Here is a 26311-nt window from a genome sequence, read left to right on the forward strand (position 1 = left end):
CTCCTTGGGATCAGGTCAGGTGCAGGGCTGTGAGCAGGCTGTCGGCTACCGGCGGCCTTGGCCCACCGTCGTCCCCACGGACCGTCTGGAGGAGGTGCACGATGCGCTGCTCCTCTGTCTCGTCCGTGATCAGCGAGGGCAGTAGCTCCGCGAGTGCCCATTCGGCTTCCCTGTCCGCGTCGGCGGCCAGAACCCAGGTGGTGAGGACGCGGAGGGCATCGAGGGTGAACGCCCGGTCTCCGAGGGCGGACCTCCAGAGCCGGCGGATCGCTTCGGCCGCAGGATCCAGGTCCAGGCGGCTCCGCGCGTACCCGCGCAGGATCAGGGGGTGGTGGTCGTTGCCTTCCTCGGTGTGCCGGCAGGCGCCGAGGAACCCTCGCACGGAGAGTTCGAAGACCGACGGGTGGTCGTCCAAGGTGCGCAGCACCTCGGCGAACACGCGTGGGGCGGCCGGGGACAGGAGCAGCAGTTCGACCGACTGGGCGAGCTCGCCTGCCAGGGGATGTTCGGTCTCCGGGTCGTACTGCTTGCGTGCCTGAACGCGCAGCGCGGTGAGTGCGGCCTCGGGACGCTCGTCTCCCACCAGGCCCTGGGCCCGTATGCCCACCCAGGAACGACGCGGGTCCTCGTCCGCGGTCCAGCCGTCGATGATCCGGAGGATGTTCGGGGTGCGGGCGCGGTGGGCGAGGACGAGGGCGCTCACCGCTCCGATCCGGTGCTGAGGGTTTCTGGAGACGGTCCAGGGCTCGATGACCAGTGCCATCGCGGACGGGAGATCCGTGGAGGCCAGTGCCGCCACCGTCGCCGCGGCACGGGTACGGACGAACGAGCGTCCGTCCTCGGTGAGCTGTCCGAGCCACTCAACCAGGGCGGGGCGGGCCGACGGGTGCCCGGTCCATACCTCGCGCAGCAGCACGAAGGCGGTGCGATCGTCCCAGAACGCTGCCTTCTGCTGGCGGACCGGGCCCCATTCGGTGTGCTCCTCGGCGGGATAGGGGCGGGCACGGGCGAGCCGGAGCCGGTGGCCGATGTGGGTACCGAAGACGGGCACGGCCTTGGGCAGGGACGAGTTCGTGGTCTGCTGCAGGGCCTGGAAGAGGAGGTCGCTGAGTTCGGCCGTGAGGGCGTACGGGCCGTCGTTGAACGCGGCGAGAGCAATGAGGAAGGCCTTCTCCCGGAGGTGCAGCGCGTCCTCGTCCGTCTCGAACCACTCCTGGACCTGCCGGGCGAGGAGCTCCAGCGAAGAGTTCTGGAGGGTCCTTTCATCGATCCCGCCCAACGCGAACCGGCTGAGTTCCGCGGCGTACGCGACGATCTCGCGAGGTTGGTGTCTGCGTGGCAGGAAGTCGGACACCGCGGCCAGCCCCATGAGCCGGTGTGTGGCGTCGAGCCCCGTCATCCGCTTCAGGTGTGACCGGAGGAGGGAGGAGGCCGTGGGCGGCTCCCAGGACCAGGTGCGCACGTCATCGTCGAGCCACGGCCGCAGCCCCGTGGTGATCACGAGGAAGCCGCCGTGGTCCCGTAAATGGGCACGGAGCGCGAACAGGTGGGTGTCGCGCAGGGGCTGATCGCGGCTGGTCACCATGTCGCACAGGACGTATCCGGTGGCCTTGCCCTCGGCCAGCGCGGGGAGCAGTTCCCCCGGGCGGGTCTCCCGGTCCAGGGAGTGCACCGGCGTAGCACCGAGCCGCCGCAGCAGCATCAGGGCCGCGGTGCGTCGCCCGGTGCAGGGGGCGCCGGTCAGTACCAGGACCCGTTCGTTGTCGAGCCGCTCCAGCAGTTCGTCGAACGGGGTTCCCTCGGTGACGAAGGTGAGGGCGAGATCGTCCAAGACCTTGGCCGGATACTCGCCGGTCGCCTGTGCGGTTGCGGATCGGCCGAAGTGGAAGTGGTTCTGGACCACATCGCCGTTGACCTGGTCGGCGAACACCCCGCGGTTCACACCGTCGAACTGCAGCTTCGGTGCGTGCCGGTTGATGTCCCGCTGAGTGTCCCAGGCTGCCTGAGGCCGTTGCTCCTCCTCAGGGGCTTCCGTATCACCCTGCTTCGCATCTCCCGGCTCGGTGCCTTCGGGCTTGTCCTCCGGCGCGGCCTTCTGGTCCGGCTGATCGCCGGGCGCGGGTGACGTCATGCGGGTTCACCCGGTCCGCCACCGTGGAACGAGATGCCCCCGTTGATGGTGCCGCTCTGGATGACCGTTCCGATCCGCGCGCCGACGATGCCGTTGTTCGTGCCCTGGAAGCTGACCGTGCTGCCGCCGGGGGCGTCTTCGGAACCCGCGGGCACCGCAGCCTGCGGTGCCGACGGGGCGGCGGTCGGCAGGGGCCCGTGCAGCCAGGCCTTCAGCGGGCCGTTCTTGCTGTCGACCGTGACTTGGTGGAAGGCGTCGGCCGGGATGCCGGTGTGATCGTGCCGCACGATGCCCGCGTACACGGATTCGGACACGCAAAGGGCGATGTCCCCGGTCCGCTCGCGCAGTGCGGCCCGAAGCGCCTCGGCGTCGAGCAGTCGGCACGCGTGGTTGAGGTCGGAGCCGACCCAGCCGTCGACGGCGTCGACCGTGACGAATCCCGTGGCCACCACCGCGCGCAGTCTGATCTGGGCCGTGCTGGAAGCCATCCGGTTCACGGCCCGCAGCTGGGACGGCGCTTCGGTGAGCAGGACGCGCAGGAGTGCGGTCAGCGGGGCGTTCGCGTCGATCATCACCAGCACGCCGTCACCCCGGTCGGCGCGCAGGTGGTGGGTCTGGTCGATGCCCGCGGCCTGCAGGACGCGTTCTACGACGTCGTAGAGCATGCGCCGCAGGTACGCCTGTTCTACGTCGTCCCGGTCACTGAACTTTTCGATGTCGAGCAGGAGCAGGTTGCGGTTGAGCGGGTCGGTCATGACTGCCTCTCGTGAGTCGCGTGCTGTGCGGAACAGCGTGCGGGCACGGGAGACGCGAGTGTGAGGGCAGATGACGCACTGGGAGTGTGACCGTGTGCACTGACCGCTCAGGCGCCCGGGCGGCCGATCCGCCGCAGGACGTCCGGTCGTACGATCACGAGCGCACGGCGGCCGGTGCTCACGACACCCCGGTCGCGGAGGTCCTTCAGTTGCCGCTGCACCATCTCGCGCGAGGCCCCGACCGCACCTGCGAGCTCCTGTTTGGTGAGCGGGACGGTGATCTCCACGCCGTCGTCGGTGCGACGGCCGTGCGTTCGGGCGAGGTCGAGGAGAAGCGTGGCCAGGCGCTCCCGGACGCTCATCGAAGCGAACTCCAGTTGCCGCCGATCGCCGGAACGCGTGCGGTCGGCGGTGAGGCCGAGGAGGGTGAGAGCCACCGAGGGGGAGCGCGCGATGAACTCGCGGAAGGTGCGGTGATCGATGGCCGCGGCCCTGACCGGTTCCAGGGCAGTGACGGTCGCCGACCGGGGACGGCCGGTCACGGCCGACGATTCGCCGACGATGTCGCCGGGTCCGCGCAGGGCGAGGAGGCCCTGATAGCCACTGGGCGCGGAGGCTGTGACCTTGGTCCATCCGGTGAGGATGAGCAGCACGTGCGTCGACGGCTCGTGCTGCTGGATCAGCGGAGCCCGGGGATCGAACGCCAGCTCGCGGCCCAGCTTCCGTAAGGCGGTGGCGTCTTCCAGCTCCAGCCGGGCCAGGAAGGGGACGCGATCGTCCAGCCCTCCGTCGCCCGGGAGATAACCCGAATCCATGCGAGTCCCCCGATCATTCCGGCCAGCCAATGTACTCACCCTGCGGCTTCGTGGGCTGCGGAAACAGCGGGATTGGCCCTGAAGAGACGGTCAGCCTGTCCGGGGTCCCCGGCGGCGGCGGAGGTAGGGCGTGGTGGTGGCCGAGGCCAGGGTGAGGAGGGCCAGGGTGGCGGCGGCCAGGCCTGGGGTGAGGCCCTTGGGGGTGAAGGTGCAGGAGAGCTTTTCCGTGCCCGGGGGGAGGGGGACCGCGACCAGGCCGTGGAAGGGGCGGAGCGGGGCGTCGCACTGCCAGCCCGGGACGGCCGTCATGGCGAAGACGGCGGTGCCCGTGGCGCCCTTCGGGAGGGTGGCCTCGATGGTGTGGCCGCCCGCGGTGACCTTCGTGGCGCCGGTGGCGGTCAGGTGGCCGACCGCCGTGTCGAGGGCGGCGCGGTCGAGGCAGCTGATGGGGTGGCGGCCGGCGGTGGCGTTCGCCGTACGGGTGTCGACGGTGACCTCCAGGCGGCCGGACGCGGGGACCGGGCCCAGGGGCAGGACGCCGCTCATGCGGTCCTCCAGGGGGAGCCGGGTGGCTCCGGCGCGGAGGGTGCCGTAGAGCTCGGGGGAGTACCAGTAGGCCTCGGAGCCGGGGGTGCACTGGGCGGCGTACGTCTGCTCGGTGGCGGTGCCGCCCCGGGTGACCTCGGGGACGTCGTAGACGGTGGCGCCGAGGACGGTCTCCTGGCGGGCGTAGACGCTGTCGGCGGGGTTCGGGGAGGTGTACCCCGTGGTGCGGACCGTGACCAGCGGCGGCGCCGGGAACTTCGAGGCGGTCCAGGTGCCCGGGGCGGCGCCGGGGCGGACCCGGGCGCCGATCGAGAAGATCGCGTCGAGCACCGGGTTGTCGGCGCCGAAGAAGGTCCGGCCGTCGTTCTTGTAGCCGTAGCCGAGGGGTTCGAGGGCCTGGTACGTGGCCTCGGGCAGGTAGCTGCTGTAGTACTGCGGGCCCTCCGCCTGGAGGGCGAGGGCGTCGTTGTACGAGGTCTGCGGCGCGCCCGAGTCCGTCCGGTAGGCGGGCCAGCCGTCCACCCCTCGGACGGCCTCGTGGTGGTCGGTGATCGACCGGCTGGAGGTGGCGGCCGGCTTCGCCCAGCGCTCGCGCGCCCGGCGGGCGTCGGCGTTGGCCGCGGCGACGGTGGACTCCGCGAACACCACGCCGACCATCAGGACCGCCGCCACGGGGATCAGGACGCGGCGCTTCCCGCCCAGCGCGAGCAGGACCAGGGCCAGCAGGGAGACCGCTCCGCCGCCCAGGACGGCCGGCCAGGTCCAGCCGCCGAAGTCGTCGGTGTGGCGCAGCACGAAGGTGGCCACGACCAGCAGCGCGGCGGCGAGGGCCAGGTGGAGCGGGCGCGGCCGGTGGGCCAGCGCCAGCCAGGCCACGATGACCACCATGCCGCTGAAGACGAAGGCCTCGCGGTACGGATTGCCGTTCGGGACCGCCAGCCCGTGCCACACGTACTGGGTCGGCGGGAACTGGAAGGAGGCGACGACGAGCAGGGTCGCGGCCGCCCACACCAGCCGGGTCTTCTTCGCGATGGCCGTGTTGAAGAGGAAGCTGCCCGCCAGGATCAGCCCCAGCGAGGCGACGTACAGGCGCGGCCGGCCGCCCCACAGGTGGGTGGCCGGGAGCATCCCGGCCAGGAAGACCTCGATCCGCACCGGGTCGAAGGCGGCGGCCTTCGTGGGCTGCGCCGCGCCGCTGGACAGGAACGACGGCAGGAGGAGCGGCAGGGTCAGGAGGATGCCCACCGCCGCCGCCGAGGCCGCCCGCCACAGGGCGCGCAGCCGCTGCGCGCCGGTCAGGTCCAGGGTGACGAGCCGGACGGCCAGCAGGACGCAGGCGGCCATCGTGGCCATCATGGCGGTGTAGAAGTTCCCGTACCAGGCGAGGGCGACGAACAGCGCCACGCCCGGCCAGCGGCGCCCCTCCAGGCACCATTCGACGGCGATGCCGAGGAGCGGGAGCGCGACCAGGCCCCACAGCCACATCGGGATGTAAGAGGCGTCGCTGAGCGCCCACCCGCACAGTCCGTACGTCGCCCCGAGCACGCCGCGCTGCCACCACGGGCCGGGGTGCAGCTTGCCGAGGTAGACGGTCATCAGGGCGGCTGCGGTGCCCATCGTGACCGGCGTGATCGCGAAGACGGCCAGGTCCACGTGCTCGCGCGGGACCAGCACGGCCAGCCAGGAGAACGGGTTGCCGAGGTAGGTGTAGTAGTCGGACAGGAACTGCTGTCCGAAGCCGCCGCGCCAGCTGAACAGGACGTCGCCGGCGGCCTGGCCGTGGACCAGGTCCCACAGGGCGCGGTGGAAGGGCACGTACTGGTTGGCCTGGTCGTTGATGGCCCGGCCGGTGTTGCCGAAGGGGAAGCCGCCGCGGGCCGCCCAGGCCGCGCAGAAGGCGCCCGAGGTGACGAGGAAGGCCAGCAGGGGCCCGTAGAGGCGGGTCAGCCGCCCGGCACGGCGTGGGGACCCGGGGGTCCGGCCGCCGCCGGGGGGCGGCGGGGTGTCCGCCGTCGTCGGCTCCGTGGTGACCGTCCCCAATGTCCTGCTCCTGGCGCTCGTACGTATTTGGTCTGACTCGCTGGGATTCGCTGGCAGTGTAGTTCGCCCGCTCTACCACGCCGGCGTGACGACCGCACGGCCACCCCGGCTCGAGGGGCCCACGCCCGTGTGGCGCCTGAGCTGTGAGGCCGCTTGAGCCGGGGCGGTGAGGCTTATGTTTTGACCGGAGTGGATGCGGTGGGTACGCTCAGACCTTGTGCCTGGGGTGTGCCTGGGCTCCCGTGCGTGTCCATCAACCGCATGCGAGCCCGCATCGGCCACCGCGATCCATGCGTTTCCGTGCTTGCGCGGAGGTCCGCCGGATCCGACACACCCGACCGCGTGGGTCGGCAAATGTTCCAGGTTAGCTTCACTACACGGCACACAGAAACCGGAGAAGTAGTGCCTACGATCCAGCAGCTGGTCCGTAAGGGCCGGCAGGACAAGGTCGAGAAGACAAAGACCCCCGCGCTTGAGGCTTCGCCCCAGCGTCGCGGCGTCTGCACGCGTGTGTTCACGACCACCCCGAAGAAGCCGAACTCGGCGCTGCGTAAGGTCGCGCGTGTGCGTCTGACCTCTGGCATCGAGGTCACCGCTTACATTCCGGGTGAGGGACACAACCTGCAGGAGCACTCGATCGTGCTCGTGCGTGGTGGCCGTGTGAAGGACCTGCCGGGTGTTCGTTACAAGATCATCCGCGGTGCGCTTGACACCCAGGCTGTCAAGAACCGCAAGCAGGCCCGCAGCCGCTACGGCGCCAAGAAGGAGAAGTAAGAATGCCTCGTAAGGGCCCCGCCCCGAAGCGCCCGGTCATCATCGACCCGGTCTACGCATCTCCTCTGGTGACCTCGCTCATCAACAAGATCCTCCTGAACGGCAAGCGCTCCACCGCCGAGCGCATCGTTTACGGCGCCATGGAAGGCCTCCGCGAGAAGACCGGCAACGACCCGGTCATCACGCTGAAGCGCGCGCTGGAGAACGTCAAGCCGTCCCTCGAGGTCAAGTCCCGCCGTGTCGGTGGCGCGACCTACCAGGTTCCGGTCGAGGTCAAGCCGGGTCGCCAGTCGACCCTGGCGCTCCGCTGGCTCGTGGGTTACTCCCGCGCCCGCCGCGAGAAGACCATGACCGAGCGCCTGATGAACGAGCTTCTCGACGCCTCGAACGGCCTCGGTGCGGCCGTCAAGAAGCGCGAGGACACGCACAAGATGGCCGAGTCCAACAAGGCCTTCGCGCACTACCGCTGGTAGTCCCAACCCACATCGAGACCGAGAGAAGACTGAGCCGATATGGCTACCACTTCGCTTGACCTGGCCAAGGTGCGCAACATCGGCATCATGGCTCACATCGACGCGGGCAAGACGACCACCACCGAGCGCATCCTGTTCTACACCGGTGTGTCTTACAAGATCGGTGAAGTCCACGACGGCGCTGCCACGATGGACTGGATGGAGCAGGAGCAGGAGCGCGGCATCACGATCACGTCTGCCGCGACGACCTGCCACTGGCCGCTCGAGGACGTCGACCACACCATCAACATCATCGACACCCCGGGTCACGTTGACTTCACCGTCGAGGTGGAGCGTTCGCTCCGCGTCCTCGACGGCGCCGTCACCGTGTTCGACGGTGTCGCCGGTGTGGAGCCGCAGTCCGAGACCGTTTGGCGTCAGGCGGACCGCTACGGCGTGCCGCGCATCTGCTTCGTCAACAAGCTCGACCGTACCGGTGCCGAGTTCCACCGCTGCGTCGACATGATCGAGTCCCGCCTCGGCGCGGTCCCGATCGTCATGCAGCTGCCGATCGGTGCCGAGGCCGACTTCCAGGGTGTCGTCGACCTCGTCACCATGAAGGCGTTCGTCTGGTCCGCCGAGGCGACCAAGGGCGAGATGTACGACATCGTCGACATCCCCGCCACGCACACCGAGGCCGCCGAGGAATGGCGCGCCAAGCTGGTGGAGCAGGTCGCCGAGAACGACGACCAGCTCATGGAGCTGTTCCTGGAGGGCGTCGAGCCCACCGTCGAGCAGCTGCACGACGCCGTGCGTCGCATCATCATCGGTTCCGGCAAGGGCACGGGCGCCACGATCACCGCGGTGTTCTGTGGCACGGCGTTCAAGAACAAGGGCGTCCAGCCCCTGCTCGACGCCGTCGTCCGCTACCTGCCGTCGCCCCTGGACATCGAGGCCATCGAGGGCCACGACGTCAAGGACGCGGAGCTGGTCGTGAAGCGCAAGCCGTCCGACGAGGAGCCCCTCGCGGCGCTGGCGTTCAAGATCATGAGCGACCCGCACCTCGGCAAGCTCACCTTCGTCCGGGTTTACTCGGGCCGCCTGGAGGCCGGCACCTCGGTGCTGAACTCCGTCAAGGGCAAGAAGGAGCGCATCGGCAAGATCTACCGCATGCACGCCAACAAGCGTGAAGAGATCGACGCGGTGGGCGCCGGCGACATCGTCGCCGTCATGGGCCTGAAGCAGACCACCACCGGTGAGACGCTGTGTGACGACAAGGCACCCGTGATCCTGGAGTCCATGGACTTCCCGGCTCCGGTCATCCAGGTCGCCATCGAGCCCAAGTCCAAGGGTGACCAGGAGAAGCTGGGTGTCGCCATCCAGCGTCTCGCGGAGGAGGACCCCTCCTTCCACGTTCACTCGGACGAGGAGACGGGCCAGACCATCCTCGGCGGTATGGGCGAGCTGCACCTCGAGGTGCTGGTCGACCGTATGAAGCGCGAGTTCAAGGTCGAGGCCAACGTCGGCAAGCCGCAGGTCGCGTACCGCGAGACGATCCGCCAGGCCGTGGACCGTCACGACTACACCCACAAGAAGCAGACCGGTGGTACCGGTCAGTTCGCCAAGGTGCAGATCGCGATCGAGCCGATCACGGACGCCGATGGTCCGGCGTACGAGTTCGTGAACAAGGTCACCGGTGGCCGCGTGCCGAAGGAGTACATCCCTTCGGTCGACGCCGGTGCGCAGGAGGCCATGCAGTTCGGCATCCTGGCCGGCTACGAGATGACGGGCGTCCGCGTCACGCTTCTCGACGGTGGCTACCACGAGGTCGACTCCTCCGAGCTCGCGTTCAAGATCGCCGGTTCGCAGGCCTTCAAGGAGGCCGCGCGCAAGGCTTCTCCCGTGCTCCTCGAGCCGATGATGGCCGTAGAGGTCACCACGCCCGAGGACTACATGGGTGACGTCATCGGCGACATCAACTCCCGCCGTGGCCAGATCCAGGCCATGGAGGAGCGCCACGGCGCCCGCGTCGTGAAGGGCCTCGTGCCGCTTTCGGAGATGTTCGGCTACGTCGGAGACCTCCGCAGCAAGACCTCGGGTCGCGCCAGCTACTCGATGCAGTTCGACTCCTACGCCGAGGTTCCCCGGAACGTCGCTGAGGAGATCATCGCGAAGGCCAAGGGCGAGTAACTCTTCCGAGTACACGCTTTAGGCTTGCCACCGGAGCCTCTGGGGCAACAGGAGTAACCCTCCCGTTGCCCCGGGGGAACCGGCTATCCAGCAAAGATCACCTGGCGCCGATGATTCAAGGCGTACAGAACCACTCTCAGGAGGACCCCCGTGGCGAAGGCGAAGTTCGAGCGGACTAAGCCGCACGTCAACATCGGCACCATCGGTCACATTGACCACGGTAAGACGACCCTCACGGCCGCCATTACCAAGGTGCTGCACGACAAGTACCCGGACCTGAACGCGGCTTCGGCCTTCGATCAGATCGACAAGGCTCCTGAGGAGCGTCAGCGCGGTATCACCATCTCGATCGCGCACGTCGAGTACCAGACCGAGGCGCGTCACTACGCCCACGTCGACTGCCCGGGTCACGCGGACTACATCAAGAACATGATCACCGGTGCCGCGCAGATGGACGGTGCCATCCTCGTGGTCGCCGCCACCGACGGCCCGATGCCGCAGACCAAGGAGCACGTGCTCCTGGCCCGCCAGGTCGGCGTTCCGTACATCGTCGTCGCCCTGAACAAGGCCGACATGGTGGACGACGAGGAGATCCTGGAGCTCGTCGAGCTCGAGGTCCGCGAGCTGCTCTCCGAGTACGACTTCCCGGGCGACGACCTGCCGGTCGTCCAGGTCTCCGCGCTGAAGGCGCTCGAGGGCGACAAGGAGTGGGGCGACAAGCTCCTCGGCCTGATGGACGCCGTCGACGAGGCGATCCCGACCCCGCCGCGTGACACCGAGAAGCCGTTCCTGATGCCCGTCGAGGACGTCTTCACGATCACCGGTCGTGGCACCGTCGTCACCGGCCGCATCGAGCGTGGTGTCCTCAAGGTCAACGAGACCGTCGACATCATCGGCATCAAGACCGAGAAGACCACCACCACGGTCACCGGCATCGAGATGTTCCGCAAGCTGCTCGACGAGGGCCAGGCCGGCGAGAACGTCGGTCTGCTCCTCCGTGGCATCAAGCGCGAGGACGTCGAGCGCGGCCAGGTCATCATCAAGCCCGGTTCGGTCACGCCGCACACCGAGTTCGAGGCCGCCGCGTACATCCTGTCGAAGGACGAGGGTGGCCGTCACACCCCGTTCTTCAACAACTACCGCCCGCAGTTCTACTTCCGTACCACGGACGTGACCGGCGTCGTGACCCTCCCCGAGGGCACCGAGATGGTCATGCCGGGCGACAACACCGACATGACGGTCGCGCTGATCCAGCCGGTCGCCATGGAGGAGGGCCTGAAGTTCGCCATCCGTGAGGGTGGTCGTACCGTGGGCGCCGGCCAGGTCACCAAGATCACGAAGTAATTTCGTGCTCTGACCTGGTAGCTCGCGCGAGCGGGCACCATGTTCGGCAGAAGGGCCCCTTTCCCACCGCTCCGGCGGCGGGGGAGGGGCCCTTCTCCGTACCCCCATAAAAGCCGCGTAAGGGCCCTGTGAGAGGCTCACCGGCAGTTCGGGTACATCGCATGGGGTCACAGGGGTGGGAAGCGGTATGGGGCAGCACGACGACGGCGGGCCGGGCATCTCCGACGAGGAGTGGGCGCGGTTCAGCGAGCAGATCGCGCGGGAGTCCGCGGACGCTCCGAAGGAGCCGTCGGCGCGGGCGCGGATGGTGACCGAACGGCTGCGCGGTGAGGACGAGGCCAGGGCGCGGGCGGCTCGGCCCGGGGGGTTCGGGCGTCGGCCGAAGCCGGGGCGAAACGATCCGCCGGGGTGGCGGACCGGGCCGGCGTGGCAGGAGACGGAGGGCCGGGGGAAGGGCAGGCGGCGGCTCAAGGCGGCTGCCGCGATCGTTTTCATCGCGGCGCTCGCGCTGGTCGCCGTACGGCCGGAGCTGGTGATCGACAAGCTGACGGGCAAGGCCGAGGCCCGTGAGGAGGCCGCTAAGGCCGCCCCGCTGCCGGCGGAGTCCGTACGCCCGACCGCGGCCCCGGGGGACGTGTACCCGGACCAGCCGACCCTGAAGGACCCGTTCCGGGGTTCTCCGGCCCTGCAGTGGGCGGACGGCGCCGCCGCCATCGAGGTGCCCACGGCGACCGCCCTGGCCGGGATGTCGCAGGAGCAGGTCGCGGACGCGCTCGCGAAGGCGAAGGCCTTCCTGGTCGCCGCGAACCTGGACCCCGCGACCCTGCGGGGCGCGCGGCCGGAGGCGGCACTGGCGCTGCTGGACCCCCAGCAGCCGGAGGTGCCGCAGCGCCTGGAGCGCGCCCTGGCGCAGCCCGGCGCCCCGGACAACCCCGTCACCCTGTTCACGCGCTTCGACCCGGCCGAGGTCCGGCCCGTCGGCGACGTGGTCAAGGTGCGCGGCAGCATGCGGGCGGAAGCGGGGGACCCGGGGGAACTCCGGGTGGTCACCGACTACACCTTCGTGCACCCGATGACGAAGGGGGAGCGGAGCGTGCAGCGGACGATCGTGCGCCGGCAGATCACCTTCTCGCTGCTCGATCCGTCGCGCTGGCAGGCCACCAAGGGGAAGCTCCAGTTGCACGCGTACCACTCGGAGTGGTCGAACGTGCAGTGCGAGGCGACCGGCGGCTTCCTGCATCCGGACTTCCCGCAGGACGCGCTGGGCGGAACGCATCCTTCCGGACCGGCGACGGATCCGTACGACCGCAGCGGCGACATTCAGGGCGCGGGGTGCAGGACCCTCACGCGGTCCTGACCAGGGAGGCCCCGCCGGGAAACCGTCGCGCCGCAGTTTGACGTGATCGTCCGGCGGGGTATTCTCTTCGGCCCGATTGGCCAGGTACGTGTCTCGTATGGCAGACTACTCAAGTTGCTCGGTTGAGTGCCGATGCTGTGCGCCTCCCGCCGGGAGGACCGGAAGCGAGTCCCACAGTACTCGTCGTCCTTAATCTGCCTTTCGGGGCAGCAATGAGGACGGACGTACGGGAATCTTCTGGGAAGTGTCAGCACGGTGCCCACCAGGCACTCGGTGGGTGTTTCTCCCCCGATGCGCGGTCCGGGACCGCATCCCCTTGGACGAGGGAATTTCCGTATGGGAATTTTCTGTAGAGGGAGTGCGACACGCCCGACCGCGTGGGTCGGAGAGAAGCCGCGGGATCCGTCCCGCAGCCGACCGAGAGCCAGAGCGTTTCCACATACAGACAGGACTACGGAGTAGCCATGGCGGGACAGAAGATCCGCATCCGGCTCAAGGCCTACGACCACGAGGTCATCGATTCCTCGGCGAAGAAGATCGTCGAGACGGTGACGCGCACTGGTGCGTCGGTCGCGGGCCCGGTGCCGCTGCCCACTGAGAAGAACGTGTACTGCGTCATCAAGTCGCCGCACAAGTACAAGGACTCGCGCGAGCACTTCGAGATGCGCACGCACAAGCGCCTGATCGACATCCTCGACCCGACTCCCAAGACCGTTGACTCGCTGATGCGCCTGGACCTTCCGGCCGGCGTTGACATCGAGATCAAGCTCTGAGAGGCGTCGAGAAGATGGCAAAGCAGATCAAGGGCGTCCTGGGCGAGAAGCTCGGCATGACCCAGGTCTGGGACGAGAACAACCGTGTCGTCCCGGTGACCGTGGTCAAGGCCGGACCCTGCGTCGTTACCCAGGTCCGTACGAACGACATCGACGGCTACGAGTCGGTCCAGATCGCCTTCGGCGAGATCGACCCGCGCAAGGTGAACAAGCCCCTCAAGGGCCACTTCGCCAAGGCCGACGTGACCCCCCGCCGCCACCTGGTGGAGCTCCGCACCTCCGACGCCAGCGAGTACACGCTCGGCCAGGAGATCACTGCTGAGGTGTTCGAGTCCGGCGTCAAGGTTGACGTCACGGGCAACAGCAAGGGCAAGGGCTTCGCCGGTGTCATGAAGCGGCACAACTTCCGGGGCCTCGGCGCCGGTCACGGTGTGCAGCGCAAGCACCGCTCCCCCGGTTCGATCGGTGGCTGCGCCACCCCTGGGCGTGTCTTCAAGGGCATGCGCATGGCCGGTCGTATGGGTAACGAGCGCGTCACCACCCAGAACCTGACCATCCACGCGGTTGACGCGGAGAAGGGTCTGCTCCTTATCAAGGGTGCGGTCCCCGGTCCGAACGGCGGCCTCGTCCTGGTCCGTACCGCGGCCAAGGGGGCTTGAGGTAATGAGCACCATTGACATCCTTTCGCCGGCAGGCGACAAGGCCGGTACCGTCGAGCTCCCCGCGGAGATCTTCGACGCGAAGACCAGCGTTCCGCTGATCCACCAGGTCGTTGTCGCCCAGCTGGCTGCTGCCCGTCAGGGCACGCACAAGACCAAGCGTCGTGGCGAAGTCCGTGGTGGTGGCCGCAAGCCGTACCGCCAGAAGGGCACCGGCCGCGCTCGCCAGGGTTCGACCCGCGCTCCGCAGTTCGTCGGCGGTGGCGTCGTCCACGGCCCGCAGCCGCGTGACTACTCCCAGCGGACCCCGAAGAAGATGAAGGCCGCCGCCCTCCGCGGTGCCCTCTCGGACCGTGCGCGTCACTCCCGCATCCACGTCGTCACCGGCGTGGTCGAGGGTGCCGCCTCCACGAAGGCCGCCAAGACGCTGTTCGGCAAGATCTCGGAGCGCAAGAACCTGCTCCTGGTCGTCGACCGCGCCGAAGAGGCCGCGTGGCTGTCCGCCCGCAACCTGCCCCAGGTTCACATCCTGGAGCCGGGCCAGCTGAACACGTACGACGTGATCGTCTCTGACGACGTGGTCTTCACTCAGGCCGCTTTCGAGTCCTTCGTGTCTGGCCCCAAGGCCGATGAGACCGAAGGGAGCGACGCCTGATGTCTGAGGCGACCGTTACCAGCAAGACCTTCACCGACCCGCGCGACCTGCTGATCAAGCCGGTTGTCTCGGAGAAGAGCTACGCGCTGCTGGACGAGAACAAGTACACGTTCATCGTCGCGCCCGGCTCCAACAAGACCCAGATCAAGCAGGCCGTCGAGGCGGTCTTCGGGGTCAAGGTCACCGGGGTCAACACGATCAACCGTCAGGGTAAGCGCAAGCGCACCAAGACCGGTTTCGGCAAGCGCGCTGACACCAAGCGCGCCATCGTGACCCTCGCTGAGGGCGACCGAATCGACATCTTCGGCGGCCAGGCCTCCTAACGGAGGTCTAGTCGTCCGGAATCGGACGAGGACTGAGAAATGGGTATCCGCAAGTACAAGCCGACGACCCCGGGCCGTCGTGGCTCCAGCGTCGCCGACTTTGTCGAGATCACGCGGTCCACGCCGGAGAAGTCGCTGGTTCGCCCCCTGCACAGCAAGGGCGGCCGTAACAACACCGGTCGGATCACCGTTCGCCACCAGGGTGGTGGACACAAGCGCGCCTACCGCGTGATCGACTTCCGTCGTCACGACAAGGACGGCGTGCCGGCCAAGGTCGCGCACATCGAGTACGACCCCAACCGCACCGCGCGCATCGCGCTCCTGCACTACGCGGACGGCGAGAAGCGCTACATCATCGCGCCGAAGGCTCTGAAGCAGGGCGACCGGATTGAGAACGGCCCCACGGCCGACATCAAGCCCGGTAACAACCTGGCCCTTCGCAACATCCCGGTCGGTACCACGATCCACGCGATCGAGCTCCGTCCCGGTGGTGGCGCCAAGTTCGCCCGTTCCGCGGGTGCCTCCGTGCAGCTGCTGGCGAAGGAGGGCACGATGGCCCACCTTCGTATGCCTTCCGGTGAGATCCGCCTGGTCGACGCGCGCTGCCGCGCGACGGTCGGCGAGGTCGGCAACGCCGAGCAGTCGAACATCAACTGGGGCAAGGCCGGCCGCATGCGCTGGAAGGGCGTTCGCCCGTCCGTCCGCGGTGTCGCGATGAACCCGGTCGACCACCCGCACGGTGGTGGTGAGGGCAAGACCAGTGGTGGTCGCCACCCGGTCTCCCCGTGGGGTCAGAAGGAGGGTCGTACTCGCTCGCCGAAGAAGGCTTCGAGCAAGTACATCGTCCGCCGCCGCAAGACGAACAAGAAGCGCTAGGAGCGGGTTTAGATGCCGCGCAGTCTCAAGAAGGGGCCCTTCGTCGACGACCACCTCGTAAAGAAGGTGGACGTCCAGAACGAAGCCGGCACCAAGAACGTCATCAAGACCTGGTCCCGTCGCTCGATGATCATCCCCAGCATGCTGGGTCACACCATCGCGGTGCACAACGGCAAGACCCACGTCCCGGTGTTCGTCACCGAGTCGATGGTCGGCCACAAGCTCGGCGAGTTCTCGCCGACTCGCACCTTCCGCGGCCACGTCAAGGACGACCGGAAGTCGAAGCGCCGCTAAAGGCGGGGTGGTTATGACTATGACTTACACCGAAGGGACAACCATGGAAGCCAGGGCCCAGGCGCGGTACATCCGCGTCACGCCCATGAAGGCCCGCCGAGTGGTGGACCTTATCCGTGGCATGGATGCCACGGAGGCTCAGGCGGTCCTGCGTTTCGCCCCGCAGGCCGCGAGCGTGCCGGTCGGCAAGGTGCTGGACAGCGCCATTGCCAACGCCGCACACAACTACAACCACCCGGACGCCTCCACGCTGGTCATCAGCGAGGCGTACGTGGACGAGGGCCCGACCCTGAAGCGGTTCCGTCCGCGTGCCCAGGGCCGTGCCTACCGGATCCGCAAGCGGACCAGCCACATCACCGTGGTCGTCAGCAGCAAGGAAGGTTCCCGGTAATGGGCCAGAAGGTAAACCCGCACGGGTTCCGGCTCGGCATCACCACCGACTTCAAGTCGCGTTGGTACGCCGACAAGCTGTACAAGGACTACGTCAAGGAAGACGTCGCCATCCGCAGGATGATGACGTCCGGCATGGAGCGCGCCGGCATCTCGAAGGTTGAGATCGAGCGCACCCGTGACCGCGTGCGTGTGGACATCCACACCGCTCGTCCGGGCATCGTCATCGGCCGCCGTGGCGCCGAGGCCGACCGCATCCGCGGTGACCTCGAGAAGCTCACGGGCAAGCAGGTCCAGCTGAACATCCTCGAGGTCAAGAACCCCGAGCTTGACGCTCAGCTGGTTGCCCAGGCCGTTGCCGAGCAGCTCTCCTCCCGCGTCTCCTTCCGTCGCGCCATGCGTAAGAGCATGCAGGGCACGATGAAGGCCGGCGCCAAGGGCATCAAGATCCAGTGTGGCGGCCGTCTCGGCGGCGCCGAGATGTCCCGCTCCGAGTTCTACCGCGAGGGTCGTGTGCCGCTGCACACGCTGCGCGCGAACGTGGACTACGGCTTCTTCGAGGCCAAGACCACCTTCGGCCGTATCGGTGTGAAGGTCTGGATCTACAAGGGCGACGTCAAGAACATCGCCGAGGTTCGCGCCGAGAACGCTGCGGCCCGTGCGGGTAACCGCCCGGCCCGTGGTGCTCAGGGCGCTGGCGACCGTCCCGCCGGCCGTGGTGGCCGTGGTGGCGAGCGCGGCGGCCGTGGTGGCCGCAAGCCGCAGCAGGCTGCTGGTGTCGAGGCCCCCAAGGCCGACGCTCCCGCCGCCGCTCCGGCCGAGAGCACCGGAACGGAGGCCTGACCGACATGCTGATCCCTCGTAGGGTCAAGCACCGCAAGCAGCACCACCCGAAGCGCAGCGGTATGGCCAAGGGCGGTACTGAGGTCACGTTCGGTGAGTACGGCATCCAGGCGCTGACCCCGGCTTACGTGACGAACCGCCAGATCGAGGCGGCTCGTATTGCGATGACCCGCCACATCAAGCGTGGCGGCAAGGTCTGGATCAACATCTACCCGGACCGCCCGCTGACGAAGAAGCCTGCCGAGACCCGCATGGGTTCCGGTAAGGGTTCTCCCGAGTGGTGGATCGCCAACGTGCACCCGGGCCGGGTCATGTTCGAGCTGTCCTACCCGAACGAGAAGATTGCTCGTGAGGCGCTCACCCGCGCTGCTCACAAGCTTCCGATGAAGTGCCGGATTGTTCGGCGCGAGGCAGGTGAGTCGTGATGGCGACGGGAACCAAGGCGTCCGAGCTGCGTGAGCTCGGCAACGAGGAGCTCGTTGGCAAGCTGCGCGAGGCCAAGGAGGAGCTGTTCAAGCTCCGCTTCCAGGCGGCCACGGGTCAGCTGGAGAACAACGGCCGGCTCAAGTCCGTCCGTAAGGACATCGCTCGCATCTACACCCTGATGCACGAGCGTGAGCTCGGTATCGAGACGGTGGAGAGCGCCTGATGAGCGAGAACAACGTGACTGAGAAGACCGAGCGCGGTTTCCGCAAGACCCGTGAGGGTCTGGTCGTCAGCGACAAGATGGACAAGACCGTCGTCGTCGCCGTCGAGGACCGCGTGAAGCACGCCCTGTACGGCAAGGTCATCCGCCGTACGAACAAGCTCAAGGCGCACGACGAGCAGAACGCTGCCGGCGTCGGCGACCGCGTCCTCATCATGGAGACGCGTCCGCTGTCGGCGAGCAAGCGCTGGCGCATCGTCGAGATCCTCGAGAAGGCCAAGTAAGGAAATTCGCGCAAGCGAATTCCAAACAGACACAGTCTGAGGGGTTTCCCTCAGGTTCGTTCCGCCAGGCTCGGTGGGGGCGGTAGCTCTTCGGAGTGAGGCCCCCGCCGGGAACCGGCAGACAAACAGGAGATACACGTGATCCAGCAGGAGTCGCGACTGCGTATCGCCGACAACACTGGTGCCAAGGAAATCCTTTGCATCCGTGTTCTCGGTGGTTCCGGTCGCCGCTACGCGGGCATCGGTGACGTCATCGTCGCCACCGTCAAGGACGCGATCCCCGGTGGCAACGTGAAGAAGGGTGACGTCGTCAAGGCGGTCATCGTTCGCACCGTCAAGGAGCGTCGCCGCCAGGACGGCTCGTACATCCGCTTTGACGAGAACGCCGCCGTCATTCTGAAGAACGACGGCGACCCTCGCGGCACCCGTATCTTCGGCCCGGTGGGCCGTGAGCTGCGCGAGAAGAAGTTCATGAAGATCATCTCGCTCGCGCCGGAGGTGCTGTAAGCATGAAGATCAAGAAGGGCGACCTGGTTCAGGTCATCACCGGTAAGGACAAGGGCAAGCAGGGCAAGGTCATCGCGGCCTTCCCCGCCAACGACCGCGTCCTCGTCGAGGGTGTCAACCGGGTCAAGAAGCACACCAAGGCCGGCCAGACCGCTGGTGGCTCGCAGACCGGTGGCATCGTGATCACCGAGGCGCCGATCCACGTCAGCAACGTTCAGCTGGTTGTGGAGAAGGACGGCCAGAAGGTCGTTACCCGCGTCGGTTTCCGCTTCGACGACGAGGGCAACAAGATCCGCGTTGCCAAGCGGACGGGTGAGGACATCTGATGGCTACCACTCCGCGTCTCAAGACGAAGTACCGCGAGGACATCGCGGGCAAGCTGCGTGAAGAGTTCTCCTACGAGAACGTCATGCAGATCCCCGGCCTCGTGAAGATCGTGGTCAACATGGGTGTGGGCGACGCCGCCCGCGACTCCAAGCTGATCGACGGCGCCATCCGCGACCTGACGACGATCACCGGTCAGAAGCCGGCCGTCACGAAGGCCCGCAAGTCCATCGCGCAGTTCAAGCTGCGTGAGGGTCAGCCGATCGGCTGCCACGTCACCCTCCGTGGTGACCGCATGTGGGAGTTCCTGGACCGTACGCTGTCGCTCGCGCTGCCGCGTATCCGTGACTTCCGTGGTCTGTCGCCGAAGCAGTTCGACGGCCGTGGCAACTACACCTTCGGTCTCACGGAGCAGGTCATGTTCCACGAGATCGACCAGGACAAGATCGACCGTACCCGGGGTATGGACATCACCGTGGTCACCACGGCGACCAACGACGCTGAGGGCCGCGCGCTCCTTCGTCACCTCGGCTTCCCCTTCAAGGAGGCGTAAGCGAGATGGCGAAGAAGGCTCTCATCGCGAAGGCTGCCCGTAAGCCCAAGTTCGGTGTGCGTGCGTACACCCGCTGCCAGCGCTGCGGTCGCCCCCACTCCGTGTACCGCAAGTTCGGCCTGTGCCGCGTGTGCCTTCGTGAGATGGCTCACCGTGGCGAGCTGCCGGGCGTGACCAAGAGCTCCTGGTAAATCCCTCTCGTCCGCAAGGACTTGAGCGGTACCAGGCACTCTCGGTAAGCATCTGGACGGCGGCCGCCCGCCCGCGCATGCCTTAGGCTTGTGTGGTTGGGCGTCCGCCGCCCATAACGACTTACTACGCCGTAGGTCCCCGCGCCGCACCCGTCCCGCCTCTGAGTGGGGAGAGGGATGGCGCATACAGGAAACCCCGGCGAGAGAGGCCGAAGGCCACTTCATGACCATGACTGACCCGATCGCAGACATGCTCACTCGTCTGCGTAACGCTAACTCGGCGTACCACGACACCGTGGTAATGCCGCACAGCAAGATCAAGTCGCACATCGCGGAGATCCTCAAGCAGGAGGGTTTCATCACCGGCTGGAAGGTCGAGGACGCCGAGGTCGGCAAGAACCTCGTCCTCGAGCTGAAGTTCGGGCCGAACCGTGAGCGCTCCATCGCGGGCATCAAGCGGATCTCGAAGCCCGGTCTGCGCGTGTACGCGAAGTCCACCAACCTGCCGAAGGTCCTCGGCGGCCTGGGCGTGGCGATCATCTCCACGTCCCACGGTCTCCTGACCGGCCAGCAGGCAGGCAAGAAGGGCGTAGGTGGGGAAGTCCTCGCCTACGTCTGGTAGTCGGGAACGGAGGAAAAGCAATGTCGCGAATCGGCAAGCTCCCCATCCAGGTTCCCGCCGGTGTGGACGTCACCATCGTCGGCCAGACGGTCTCCGTGAAGGGCCCCAAGGGTTCCCTCGCGCACACCGTCAAGGCGCCGATCGAGATCGTCAAGGGTGAGGAAGGCGTTCTGAACGTCACCCGCCCGAACGACGAGCGTCAGAACAAGGCCCTGCACGGCCTGTCCCGCACGCTGGTGGCGAACATGATCACCGGCGTGACCACGGGGTACGTCAAGGCTCTCGAGATCAGCGGTGTCGGTTACCGCGTCGCCGCGAAGGGCTCCGACCTGGAGTTCCAGCTTGGCTACAGCCACCCGATCCTGATCGAGGCGCCCGACGGCATCTCCTTCAAGGTCGAGTCGCCCACCAAGTTCACGGTCGAGGGCATCGACAAGCAGAAGGTCGGCGAGGTCGCCGCCAACATCCGCAAGCTGCGGAAGCCCGACCCGTACAAGGCCAAGGGTGTCAAGTACGCCGGCGAAGTCATCCGCCGCAAGGTCGGAAAGGCTGGTAAGTAGCCATGGCATACGGTGTGAAGATCGCCAAGGGCGACGCGTACAAGCGCGCTGCCAAGGCTCGCCGCCACATCCGCATCCGCAAGAACGTCTCGGGTACGGCGGAGCGTCCGCGCCTCGTCGTGACGCGTTCCAACCGCAACATCGTTGCTCAGGTCATCGACGACCTCCAGGGTCACACCCTGGCGTCGGCGTCGACCCTGGACGCTTCGATCCGCGGTGGCGAAGGCGACAAGAGCTCGCAGGCCCAGGCTGTCGGCGCGCTCGTCGCCGAGCGTGCCAAGGCTGCGGGTGTCGAGACCGTCGTGTTCGACCGCGGTGGCAACCGATACGCCGGGCGCATTGCCGCTCTGGCTGACGCCGCCCGCGAAGCCGGGCTGAAGTTCTAAGCCCCGGTTCCGGGACTCACGGACGTAACAGAGAGAGGTAATCCAATGGCTGGACCCCAGCGCCGCGGAAGCGGTGCCGGTGGCGGCGAGCGGCGGGACCGGAAGGGTCGCGACGGTGGCGCTGCCGCCGAGAAGACCGCTTACGTTGAGCGCGTTGTCGCGATCAACCGCGTCGCCAAGGTTGTCAAGGGTGGTCGCCGCTTCAGCTTCACCGCGCTGGTCGTGGTGGGCGACGGTGACGGCACCGTAGGTGTCGGTTACGGCAAGGCCAAGGAAGTTCCCGCGGCCATCGCCAAGGGCGTCGAGGAAGCCAAGAAGAACTTCTTCAAGGTTCCCCGCATCCAGGGCACCATCCCGCACCCGATCCAGGGCGAGAAGGCGGCCGGCGTTGTCCTGCTGAAGCCTGCTTCCCCCGGTACCGGTGTTATCGCCGGTGGCCCGGTGCGCGCCGTTCTGGAGTGCGCCGGCGTTCACGACATCCTGTCGAAGTCCCTGGGCTCCGACAACGCGATCAACATCGTGCACGCGACCGTGGCGGCCCTCCAGGGCCTGCAGCGTCCCGAGGAGATCGCGGCTCGCCGTGGTCTGCCCCTCGAGGACGTCGCCCCCGCGGCTCTCCTTCGTGCACGTGCCGGGGCGGGTGTCTGATGGCCCGCCTCAAGATCACGCAGACGAAGTCGTACATCGGCAGCAAGCAGAACCACCGCGACACTCTGCGTTCGCTCGGGCTCAAGCGCCTGAACGACGTGGTCGTCAAGGAGGACCGCCCCGAGTTCCGCGGAATGGTGCAGACCGTCCGCCACCTCGTGACGGTTGAGGAGGTTGACTAACATGGCTGAGAACAGCCCGCTGAAGGCCCACAACCTCCGTCCCGCCCCCGGTGCCAAGACCGCGAAGACCCGTGTCGGTCGTGGTGAGGCGTCGAAGGGTAAGACGGCCGGTCGTGGTACGAAGGGCCAGAAGGCCCGCTACCAGATCCCGCAGCGCTTCGAGGGTGGGCAGATGCCCCTCCACATGCGTCTGCCGAAGCTCAAGGGCTTCAAGAACCCGTTCCGCACCGAGTTCCAGGTTGTCAACCTGGACAAGCTCGGCGCTCTCTACCCCGAGGGTGGAGAGGTCACGGTGGCCGATCTGGTCGCCAAGGGCGCGGTGCGCAAGAACAGCCTCGTCAAGGTCCTGGGCCAGGGCGAGATCTCCGTGGCGCTGCAGGTTTCGGTTGACGCCGTCTCCAGCTCCGCCAAGGAGAAGATTGCCGCCGCGGGCGGCACCGTCACCGAGCTCGTCTAAGACGAAAACTCAGTGACAAATAGCTAGAAACCCGACCGGGGATGCCTCACATATGGGGCATCCCCGGTTGGTCGTTCCACGGGAGGTGCAGACGCCGGTAAGGTGGCCTGCACCTTTGCTTGTACACATTCGTCGATCCCTCAGACCGTCACCTCTGACGCAGTAGCGCGGGGGTCGCAGGAGGCACCGTGCTCACCGCGTTCGCCCGGGCGTTCAAGACGCCCGACCTGCGCAAGAAGCTGCTCTTCACGCTCGGCATCATCGTGCTGTATCGGCTCGGGTCCCACATCCCGGTACCCGGCGTGAGCTACAAGAACGTTCAGATCTGCGTTGACTCGATGGGGAGCAGCAACAGCCTCTTCGGTCTGGTCAACATGTTCAGCGGCGGTGCGCTGCTGCAGATCACGATCTTCGCGCTCGGCATCATGCCCTACATCACGGCGAGCATCATCCTGCAGCTGCTGACCGTGGTCATCCCGAAGCTGGAGAACCTCAAAAAAGAGGGTCAGTCCGGCACGGCGAAGATCACTCAGTACACGCGCTATTTGACGGTCGCGCTCGCGATCCTTCAGGGAACCGGCCTGGTCGCCACCGCGCGTACCGGCGCCCTGTTCGGTAGCTGCCCGGTCGCTCGGGAGATCGTCCCGAACCACTCGATCTTCACCACGGTCACCATGGTGATCACCATGACCGCGGGTACCTGCGTCGTCATGTGGCTCGGTGAGCTGATCACCGACCGCGGCATCGGCAACGGCATGTCGATCCTCATGTTCATCTCCATCGCCGCCGGCTTCGTCAGCGCGCTGTGGACGATCAAGCTCCAGGGCAAGATCGCTGGAGGCTGGGTCGAGTTCGGCGTGGTCATCCTGGTCGGCCTCGCGATGGTCGCCCTGGTGGTCTTCGTCGAGCAGGCGCAGCGAAGGATCCCTGTTCAGTACGCCAAGCGCATGATCGGACGCCGGGCTTACGGCGGTACGTCCACTTACATCCCGCTCAAGGTGAACCAGGCCGGTGTCATCCCGGTGATCTTCGCCTCGTCGCTGCTGTACATCCCGGCACTGATCGTGCAGTTCAGCGGCTCGCAGGCCGGCTGGGCGGTCTGGATCCAGAAGCACTTCGTCAAGGGTGACCACCCGTACTACATCGCGGCCTACTTCCTCCTGATCGTTTTCTTCGCGTTCTTCTACGTGGCGATCTCGTTCAACCCCGAGGAAGTTGCGGACAACATGAAGAAGTATGGTGGCTTCATCCCGGGCATCCGCGCCGGCCGGCCCACCGCTGAGTACCTGAGCTACGTACTCAACCGCATCACGTGGCCCGGCTCGCTGTACCTGGGTCTGATCGCTCTCGTGCCGACAATGGCGTTGGCGGGCTTCGGGGCGAACCAGAACTTCCCGTTCGGCGGGACGAGCATCCTGATCATCGTGGGTGTGGGTCTGGAAACCGTGAAGCAGATCGAGAGCCAGCTCCAGCAGCGCAATTACGAAGGGTTCCTCCGCTGATGCGAATCGTCCTCGTCGGACCTCCCGGTGCGGGCAAGGGAACGCAGGCCGCGTTCCTTGCCAAGAACCTGTCGATCCCGCACATCTCCACGGGCGACCTCTTCCGCGCCAACATCAGCCAGAACACCGAGCTGGGCCTGCGCGCGAAGGCGTTCATGGACGCCGGTGACCTCGTCCCCGACGAGATCACCATCGGCATGGCCAAGGACCGCATGGAGCAGCCGGACGCCGCGAACGGCTTCCTGCTCGACGGTTTCCCGCGCAACGTGTCCCAGGCCGAGGCTCTGGACGAGATGCTCAAGGGCGCGGGCATGAAGCTCGACGCCGTTCTCGACCTGGAGGTCGAGGAGGACGAGGTCGTCAAGCGGATCGCCGGCCGGCGGATCTGCCGCAAGGACTCCGCGCACGTCTTCCACGTCGCGTACGCGGCGCCGAAGGCCGAGGGCGTCTGCGACACCTGTGGCGGCGAGCTGTACCAGCGTGACGACGACTCCGAGGCGACCGTCCGCAACCGGCTGAAGGTCTACCACACGCAGACCGAGCCGATCATCGGCTACTACAAGTCGCAGGGCCTCCTGGTGACGATCCCCGCCCTCGGCGAGGTGCAGGAGATCACGAAGCGGGCGATGGACGCCCTGAAGAAGTAGTACCCCTGTTGTGCAGGTACGGCCGCGGTGTCCCCAGGGCATCGCGGCCGTACTGTTGAGAAGACCCGTTTCGAAGCTGGAAGGCACGCCCCCATGGTGCAGATCAAGACCCCCGAGCAGATCGCGAAGATGCGCGAGGCAGGGCTGGTCGTCGCCGCGATCCACGCGGCGACCCGTGAGGCGGCCGTACCGGGCGCCACGACGCGGGATCTGGACATGGTGGCCCGCAAGGTGATCGCGGACGCCGGGGCCAAGTCGAATTTCCTCGGCTACGGGGGCTTCCCCGCGACCATCTGCACCTCGGTGAACGAGGTCGTCGTCCACGGCATCCCGGACGACAAGACGGTCCTCAAGGACGGCGACATCATCTCCATCGACGCCGGCGCCATCATCGACGGCTGGCACGGCGACGCGGCGTACACGGCCTTCGTGGGCACCGGTCACGCACCGGAGCTGGTCGAGCTCTCCCGGGTGACGGAGGAGTCGATGTGGGCCGGCATCGCGGCGATGAAGCTCGGCAACCGGCTGGTGGACATCTCGAAGGCGATCGAGACGTACATCAAGCGCCAGCCGCGGCCGACCACCGGTGAGCACAGCCTCGGCAAGTTCGGGATCATCGAGGACTACGGCGGCCACGGCATCGGTTCCGAGATGCACATGGACCCGCACCTGCTGAACTACGTCTCGCGCAAGCGCGGCAAGGGCATCAAGCTCGTCCCGGGCGTCTGCCTGGCGATCGAGCCCATGGTCTCCCTGGGCACGGCCCAGACGGAGGTCCTGGCGGACGACTGGACGGTCATCACGACGGACGGCACCTGGTCCTCGCACTGGGAGCACTCCATCGCCCTGACCGAAGAGGGGCCCATCGTCCTGACCAGCCCCGACTGCGGCAAGGCGAAGCTGGCGGAGTACGGAGTCACCACGGCTCCCGACCCGCTGGCGTAATGATCTACACTCTGGGGCAAACTTTCCGGATTCGTCTTTCTGGGTGCCCTGACGTAGACTGACTCGTCGGCTCTCGTGCACTTCCATGCCTGCATGGAGCGCGAAGCCGATCAAGGTAGCCGATTCGAAAGGCGAAGCGTGGCCAAGAAGCAAGGTGCCATCGAAATCGAGGGCACCGTGATCGAGTCCCTCCCGAACGCGATGTTCAAGGTGGAACTCCAGAACGGTCACAAGGTCCTCGCGCACATCAGCGGCAAGATGCGCATGCACTACATCCGCATCCTCCCTGATGACCGGGTCGTCGTGGAGCTGTCTCCGTACGACCTGACGCGTGGCCGGATCGTCTACCGATACAAGTAGATCTTGTCTTCACTCCCGCCTGGGCGTCTTGTCCCGGCGCGGGTGGTGGCACTGACCCGGAGAACCTCACCAACATGAAGGTCAAGCCGAGCGTCAAGAAGATCTGCGACAAGTGCAAGGTGATCCGCCGTCACGGTCGGGTCATGGTCATCTGCGACAACCTGCGCCACAAGCAGCGCCAGGGCTGACGCACGCCGACCGACCTGCCTTAACGCAGTTCTTCGCGCGACGTAAGAAAACGTACATACGCAGAACCCGCCCAGCCCTCACGGGGGCCGGC

Annotated in this window: 35 protein-coding genes; 31 read left to right on the top strand and 4 right to left on the bottom strand. The window is 67.0% G+C overall.

The features are described from left to right. Positions 1 to 10: 10 nt before the first annotated feature. The 4 genes from ACFV0Q_RS04765 to ACFV0Q_RS04780 form a co-directional block, all read right to left on the bottom strand. The gene (locus ACFV0Q_RS04765; RefSeq protein WP_385000477.1) at positions 11 to 2131 is read right to left on the bottom strand and encodes a hypothetical protein; all 2121 of its coding nucleotides are present in this window, start codon (positions 2129 to 2131) and stop codon (positions 11 to 13) included. Then, positions 2128 to 2886 carry a hypothetical protein gene (locus tag ACFV0Q_RS04770; protein WP_385000480.1) on the bottom strand — a complete coding sequence of 253 codons (759 nt, stop codon included), beginning with the start codon at positions 2884 to 2886 and terminating at the stop codon, positions 2128 to 2130. Before ACFV0Q_RS04770 ends, ACFV0Q_RS04765 begins: the two co-directional genes overlap by 4 nt. Positions 2887 to 2993: 107 nt before the next feature. Next, positions 2994 to 3701, bottom strand: coding sequence for a Crp/Fnr family transcriptional regulator (locus tag ACFV0Q_RS04775; protein WP_385000483.1), 708 nt, complete (start codon positions 3699 to 3701; stop codon positions 2994 to 2996). Between the two features lie 90 nt (positions 3702 to 3791). Further along, positions 3792 to 6287: a YfhO family protein gene (locus ACFV0Q_RS04780; RefSeq protein ID WP_385000486.1), complete on the bottom strand. Its 2496-nt coding sequence runs from the start codon at positions 6285 to 6287 to the stop codon at positions 3792 to 3794. Positions 6288 to 6689: 402 nt separating this feature from the next. Here ACFV0Q_RS04780 and rpsL point away from each other — a divergent pair, with 402 nt between their 5' ends. The 31 genes from rpsL to rpmJ all read left to right on the top strand — a co-directional run bounded on the left by rpsL (position 6690) and on the right by rpmJ (position 26219). Further along, the gene (gene rpsL / locus ACFV0Q_RS04785) at positions 6690 to 7061 is read left to right on the top strand and encodes a 30S ribosomal protein S12 (RefSeq protein WP_007265893.1); all 372 of its coding nucleotides are present in this window, start codon (positions 6690 to 6692) and stop codon (positions 7059 to 7061) included. Between the two features lie 2 nt (positions 7062 to 7063). Continuing rightward, complete coding sequence (gene rpsG, locus ACFV0Q_RS04790) at positions 7064 to 7534, top strand: 30S ribosomal protein S7 (RefSeq protein WP_007265894.1); 471 nt, start codon at positions 7064 to 7066, stop codon at positions 7532 to 7534. A gap of 39 nt (positions 7535 to 7573) precedes the next feature. Continuing rightward, positions 7574 to 9703, top strand: coding sequence for an elongation factor G (gene fusA / locus ACFV0Q_RS04795; RefSeq protein ID WP_385000489.1), 2130 nt, complete (start codon positions 7574 to 7576; stop codon positions 9701 to 9703). 150 nt (positions 9704 to 9853) lie between these two features. Then, complete coding sequence (gene tuf / locus ACFV0Q_RS04800; RefSeq protein WP_266841135.1) at positions 9854 to 11047, top strand: elongation factor Tu; 1194 nt, start codon at positions 9854 to 9856, stop codon at positions 11045 to 11047. A gap of 187 nt (positions 11048 to 11234) precedes the next feature. After that, positions 11235 to 12404, top strand: a complete 1170-nt coding sequence (locus ACFV0Q_RS04805) for a hypothetical protein (protein ID WP_385000492.1) — start codon at positions 11235 to 11237, stop codon at positions 12402 to 12404. Between the two features lie 464 nt (positions 12405 to 12868). Continuing rightward, the gene (gene rpsJ / locus ACFV0Q_RS04810) at positions 12869 to 13177 is read left to right on the top strand and encodes a 30S ribosomal protein S10 (RefSeq protein ID WP_003948644.1); all 309 of its coding nucleotides are present in this window, start codon (positions 12869 to 12871) and stop codon (positions 13175 to 13177) included. Positions 13178 to 13191: 14 nt separating this feature from the next. Next, positions 13192 to 13836: a 50S ribosomal protein L3 gene (gene rplC / locus ACFV0Q_RS04815; protein ID WP_007265899.1), complete on the top strand. Its 645-nt coding sequence runs from the start codon at positions 13192 to 13194 to the stop codon at positions 13834 to 13836. Between the two features lie 4 nt (positions 13837 to 13840). Beyond that, positions 13841 to 14491: a 50S ribosomal protein L4 gene (gene rplD / locus ACFV0Q_RS04820; protein WP_030388861.1), complete on the top strand. Its 651-nt coding sequence runs from the start codon at positions 13841 to 13843 to the stop codon at positions 14489 to 14491. Beyond that, positions 14491 to 14814 (top strand): 50S ribosomal protein L23, encoded by a 324-nt coding sequence (rplW, locus tag ACFV0Q_RS04825; protein ID WP_030154694.1) that lies wholly within the window; start codon positions 14491 to 14493, stop codon positions 14812 to 14814. Before rplD ends, rplW begins: the two co-directional genes overlap by 1 nt. Before the next feature lie 39 nt (positions 14815 to 14853). Then, a complete protein-coding gene (rplB, locus tag ACFV0Q_RS04830) occupies positions 14854 to 15690 on the top strand; it encodes a 50S ribosomal protein L2 (protein ID WP_008739715.1) in 837 nt (278 codons plus the stop codon). A gap of 12 nt (positions 15691 to 15702) precedes the next feature. Next, positions 15703 to 15984, top strand: a complete 282-nt coding sequence (gene rpsS / locus ACFV0Q_RS04835) for a 30S ribosomal protein S19 (protein WP_008739713.1) — start codon at positions 15703 to 15705, stop codon at positions 15982 to 15984. A 43-nt stretch (positions 15985 to 16027) separates the two neighbouring features. After that, the gene (gene rplV / locus ACFV0Q_RS04840) at positions 16028 to 16375 is read left to right on the top strand and encodes a 50S ribosomal protein L22 (protein WP_007265904.1); all 348 of its coding nucleotides are present in this window, start codon (positions 16028 to 16030) and stop codon (positions 16373 to 16375) included. Beyond that, positions 16375 to 17217 carry a 30S ribosomal protein S3 gene (gene rpsC / locus ACFV0Q_RS04845; protein WP_030230639.1) on the top strand — a complete coding sequence of 281 codons (843 nt, stop codon included), beginning with the start codon at positions 16375 to 16377 and terminating at the stop codon, positions 17215 to 17217. The genes rplV and rpsC overlap by 1 nt, the downstream gene beginning before the upstream one ends. Positions 17218 to 17222: 5 nt before the next feature. Then, entirely contained in the window at positions 17223 to 17642 is a 420-nt protein-coding gene (gene rplP, locus ACFV0Q_RS04850) for a 50S ribosomal protein L16 (protein ID WP_008739704.1), read from the top strand. Next, positions 17642 to 17866 (top strand): 50S ribosomal protein L29, encoded by a 225-nt coding sequence (rpmC, locus tag ACFV0Q_RS04855; protein ID WP_008739703.1) that lies wholly within the window; start codon positions 17642 to 17644, stop codon positions 17864 to 17866. Before rplP ends, rpmC begins: the two co-directional genes overlap by 1 nt. After that, positions 17866 to 18147 carry a 30S ribosomal protein S17 gene (gene rpsQ, locus ACFV0Q_RS04860; RefSeq protein WP_030008467.1) on the top strand — a complete coding sequence of 94 codons (282 nt, stop codon included), beginning with the start codon at positions 17866 to 17868 and terminating at the stop codon, positions 18145 to 18147. The genes rpmC and rpsQ overlap by 1 nt, the downstream gene beginning before the upstream one ends. A gap of 138 nt (positions 18148 to 18285) precedes the next feature. Continuing rightward, positions 18286 to 18654 (top strand): 50S ribosomal protein L14, encoded by a 369-nt coding sequence (gene rplN / locus ACFV0Q_RS04865; protein WP_008739701.1) that lies wholly within the window; start codon positions 18286 to 18288, stop codon positions 18652 to 18654. Positions 18655 to 18656: 2 nt separating this feature from the next. Further along, the gene (gene rplX / locus ACFV0Q_RS04870) at positions 18657 to 18980 is read left to right on the top strand and encodes a 50S ribosomal protein L24 (RefSeq protein WP_030230645.1); all 324 of its coding nucleotides are present in this window, start codon (positions 18657 to 18659) and stop codon (positions 18978 to 18980) included. Further along, positions 18980 to 19531 (top strand): 50S ribosomal protein L5, encoded by a 552-nt coding sequence (rplE, locus tag ACFV0Q_RS04875; protein ID WP_030154702.1) that lies wholly within the window; start codon positions 18980 to 18982, stop codon positions 19529 to 19531. The genes rplX and rplE overlap by 1 nt, the downstream gene beginning before the upstream one ends. A gap of 5 nt (positions 19532 to 19536) precedes the next feature. Next, entirely contained in the window at positions 19537 to 19722 is a 186-nt protein-coding gene (locus ACFV0Q_RS04880) for a type Z 30S ribosomal protein S14 (protein ID WP_003956452.1), read from the top strand. A gap of 223 nt (positions 19723 to 19945) precedes the next feature. Further along, positions 19946 to 20344 (top strand): 30S ribosomal protein S8, encoded by a 399-nt coding sequence (gene rpsH, locus ACFV0Q_RS04885; RefSeq protein ID WP_007265911.1) that lies wholly within the window; start codon positions 19946 to 19948, stop codon positions 20342 to 20344. Positions 20345 to 20364: 20 nt separating this feature from the next. Further along, positions 20365 to 20904 carry a 50S ribosomal protein L6 gene (gene rplF, locus ACFV0Q_RS04890; RefSeq protein WP_385000496.1) on the top strand — a complete coding sequence of 180 codons (540 nt, stop codon included), beginning with the start codon at positions 20365 to 20367 and terminating at the stop codon, positions 20902 to 20904. Positions 20905 to 20906: 2 nt separating this feature from the next. Then, positions 20907 to 21290 (top strand): 50S ribosomal protein L18, encoded by a 384-nt coding sequence (rplR, locus tag ACFV0Q_RS04895; protein ID WP_030008471.1) that lies wholly within the window; start codon positions 20907 to 20909, stop codon positions 21288 to 21290. A gap of 45 nt (positions 21291 to 21335) precedes the next feature. Further along, positions 21336 to 21938 (top strand): 30S ribosomal protein S5, encoded by a 603-nt coding sequence (gene rpsE / locus ACFV0Q_RS04900; protein ID WP_266574523.1) that lies wholly within the window; start codon positions 21336 to 21338, stop codon positions 21936 to 21938. Further along, positions 21938 to 22120, top strand: a complete 183-nt coding sequence (rpmD, locus tag ACFV0Q_RS04905) for a 50S ribosomal protein L30 (RefSeq protein ID WP_053682614.1) — start codon at positions 21938 to 21940, stop codon at positions 22118 to 22120. Before rpsE ends, rpmD begins: the two co-directional genes overlap by 1 nt. Position 22121: 1 nt before the next feature. Further along, positions 22122 to 22577 (top strand): 50S ribosomal protein L15, encoded by a 456-nt coding sequence (gene rplO, locus ACFV0Q_RS04910; RefSeq protein WP_267012759.1) that lies wholly within the window; start codon positions 22122 to 22124, stop codon positions 22575 to 22577. A 188-nt stretch (positions 22578 to 22765) separates the two neighbouring features. Next, positions 22766 to 24079 (top strand): preprotein translocase subunit SecY, encoded by a 1314-nt coding sequence (gene secY / locus ACFV0Q_RS04915; RefSeq protein ID WP_385000501.1) that lies wholly within the window; start codon positions 22766 to 22768, stop codon positions 24077 to 24079. After that, positions 24079 to 24726, top strand: a complete 648-nt coding sequence (locus ACFV0Q_RS04920) for an adenylate kinase (protein WP_385000504.1) — start codon at positions 24079 to 24081, stop codon at positions 24724 to 24726. Before secY ends, ACFV0Q_RS04920 begins: the two co-directional genes overlap by 1 nt. Positions 24727 to 24819: 93 nt before the next feature. Then, positions 24820 to 25671 (top strand): type I methionyl aminopeptidase, encoded by an 852-nt coding sequence (map, locus tag ACFV0Q_RS04925; RefSeq protein WP_385000507.1) that lies wholly within the window; start codon positions 24820 to 24822, stop codon positions 25669 to 25671. Positions 25672 to 25809: 138 nt separating this feature from the next. Further along, positions 25810 to 26031, top strand: a complete 222-nt coding sequence (gene infA / locus ACFV0Q_RS04930) for a translation initiation factor IF-1 (protein WP_003956442.1) — start codon at positions 25810 to 25812, stop codon at positions 26029 to 26031. Between the two features lie 74 nt (positions 26032 to 26105). Next, positions 26106 to 26219 carry a 50S ribosomal protein L36 gene (rpmJ, locus tag ACFV0Q_RS04935; protein WP_003956441.1) on the top strand — a complete coding sequence of 38 codons (114 nt, stop codon included), beginning with the start codon at positions 26106 to 26108 and terminating at the stop codon, positions 26217 to 26219. The last annotated feature ends 92 nt before the right edge of the window (positions 26220 to 26311 follow it).

The organism is Streptomyces sp. NPDC059564, assembly GCF_042735575.1.
Classification (GTDB): Bacteria; Actinomycetota; Actinomycetes; order Streptomycetales; family Streptomycetaceae; genus Streptomyces.

Excerpts from the sequence above, each read along its gene's own strand:
- rplV (WP_007265904.1), top strand. The coding sequence starts at position 16,028 with ATGGAAGCCAGGGCCCAGGCGCGGTACATCCGCGTCACGCCCATGAAG.
- rplD (WP_030388861.1), top strand. The coding sequence starts at position 13,841 with ATGAGCACCATTGACATCCTTTCGCCGGCAGGCGACAAGGCCGGTACC.
- rplB (WP_008739715.1), top strand. The coding sequence starts at position 14,854 with ATGGGTATCCGCAAGTACAAGCCGACGACCCCGGGCCGTCGTGGCTCC.
- rpsS (WP_008739713.1), top strand. The coding sequence starts at position 15,703 with ATGCCGCGCAGTCTCAAGAAGGGGCCCTTCGTCGACGACCACCTCGTA.
- ACFV0Q_RS04775 (WP_385000483.1), bottom strand. The coding sequence starts at position 3,701 with ATGGATTCGGGTTATCTCCCGGGCGACGGAGGGCTGGACGATCGCGTC.
- map (WP_385000507.1), top strand. The coding sequence starts at position 24,820 with ATGGTGCAGATCAAGACCCCCGAGCAGATCGCGAAGATGCGCGAGGCA.
- ACFV0Q_RS04805 (WP_385000492.1), top strand. The coding sequence starts at position 11,235 with ATGGGGCAGCACGACGACGGCGGGCCGGGCATCTCCGACGAGGAGTGG.
- rpsJ (WP_003948644.1), top strand. The coding sequence starts at position 12,869 with ATGGCGGGACAGAAGATCCGCATCCGGCTCAAGGCCTACGACCACGAG.
- ACFV0Q_RS04920 (WP_385000504.1), top strand. The coding sequence starts at position 24,079 with ATGCGAATCGTCCTCGTCGGACCTCCCGGTGCGGGCAAGGGAACGCAG.
- rpsE (WP_266574523.1), top strand. The coding sequence starts at position 21,336 with ATGGCTGGACCCCAGCGCCGCGGAAGCGGTGCCGGTGGCGGCGAGCGG.
- rplP (WP_008739704.1), top strand. The coding sequence starts at position 17,223 with ATGCTGATCCCTCGTAGGGTCAAGCACCGCAAGCAGCACCACCCGAAG.
- rplO (WP_267012759.1), top strand. The coding sequence starts at position 22,122 with ATGGCTGAGAACAGCCCGCTGAAGGCCCACAACCTCCGTCCCGCCCCC.
- rpmJ (WP_003956441.1), top strand. The coding sequence starts at position 26,106 with ATGAAGGTCAAGCCGAGCGTCAAGAAGATCTGCGACAAGTGCAAGGTG.
- rpmD (WP_053682614.1), top strand. The coding sequence starts at position 21,938 with ATGGCCCGCCTCAAGATCACGCAGACGAAGTCGTACATCGGCAGCAAG.
- rplE (WP_030154702.1), top strand. The coding sequence starts at position 18,980 with ATGGCTACCACTCCGCGTCTCAAGACGAAGTACCGCGAGGACATCGCG.
- rplW (WP_030154694.1), top strand. The coding sequence starts at position 14,491 with ATGTCTGAGGCGACCGTTACCAGCAAGACCTTCACCGACCCGCGCGAC.
- ACFV0Q_RS04765 (WP_385000477.1), bottom strand. The coding sequence starts at position 2,131 with ATGACGTCACCCGCGCCCGGCGATCAGCCGGACCAGAAGGCCGCGCCG.
- rplF (WP_385000496.1), top strand. The coding sequence starts at position 20,365 with ATGTCGCGAATCGGCAAGCTCCCCATCCAGGTTCCCGCCGGTGTGGAC.
- rpsH (WP_007265911.1), top strand. The coding sequence starts at position 19,946 with ATGACCATGACTGACCCGATCGCAGACATGCTCACTCGTCTGCGTAAC.
- rpsQ (WP_030008467.1), top strand. The coding sequence starts at position 17,866 with ATGAGCGAGAACAACGTGACTGAGAAGACCGAGCGCGGTTTCCGCAAG.
- rpmC (WP_008739703.1), top strand. The coding sequence starts at position 17,642 with ATGGCGACGGGAACCAAGGCGTCCGAGCTGCGTGAGCTCGGCAACGAG.
- ACFV0Q_RS04880 (WP_003956452.1), top strand. The coding sequence starts at position 19,537 with ATGGCGAAGAAGGCTCTCATCGCGAAGGCTGCCCGTAAGCCCAAGTTC.
- ACFV0Q_RS04770 (WP_385000480.1), bottom strand. The coding sequence starts at position 2,886 with ATGACCGACCCGCTCAACCGCAACCTGCTCCTGCTCGACATCGAAAAG.
- fusA (WP_385000489.1), top strand. The coding sequence starts at position 7,574 with ATGGCTACCACTTCGCTTGACCTGGCCAAGGTGCGCAACATCGGCATC.
- rpsC (WP_030230639.1), top strand. The coding sequence starts at position 16,375 with ATGGGCCAGAAGGTAAACCCGCACGGGTTCCGGCTCGGCATCACCACC.
- rplR (WP_030008471.1), top strand. The coding sequence starts at position 20,907 with ATGGCATACGGTGTGAAGATCGCCAAGGGCGACGCGTACAAGCGCGCT.
- rplX (WP_030230645.1), top strand. The coding sequence starts at position 18,657 with ATGAAGATCAAGAAGGGCGACCTGGTTCAGGTCATCACCGGTAAGGAC.
- rpsG (WP_007265894.1), top strand. The coding sequence starts at position 7,064 with ATGCCTCGTAAGGGCCCCGCCCCGAAGCGCCCGGTCATCATCGACCCG.
- rplC (WP_007265899.1), top strand. The coding sequence starts at position 13,192 with ATGGCAAAGCAGATCAAGGGCGTCCTGGGCGAGAAGCTCGGCATGACC.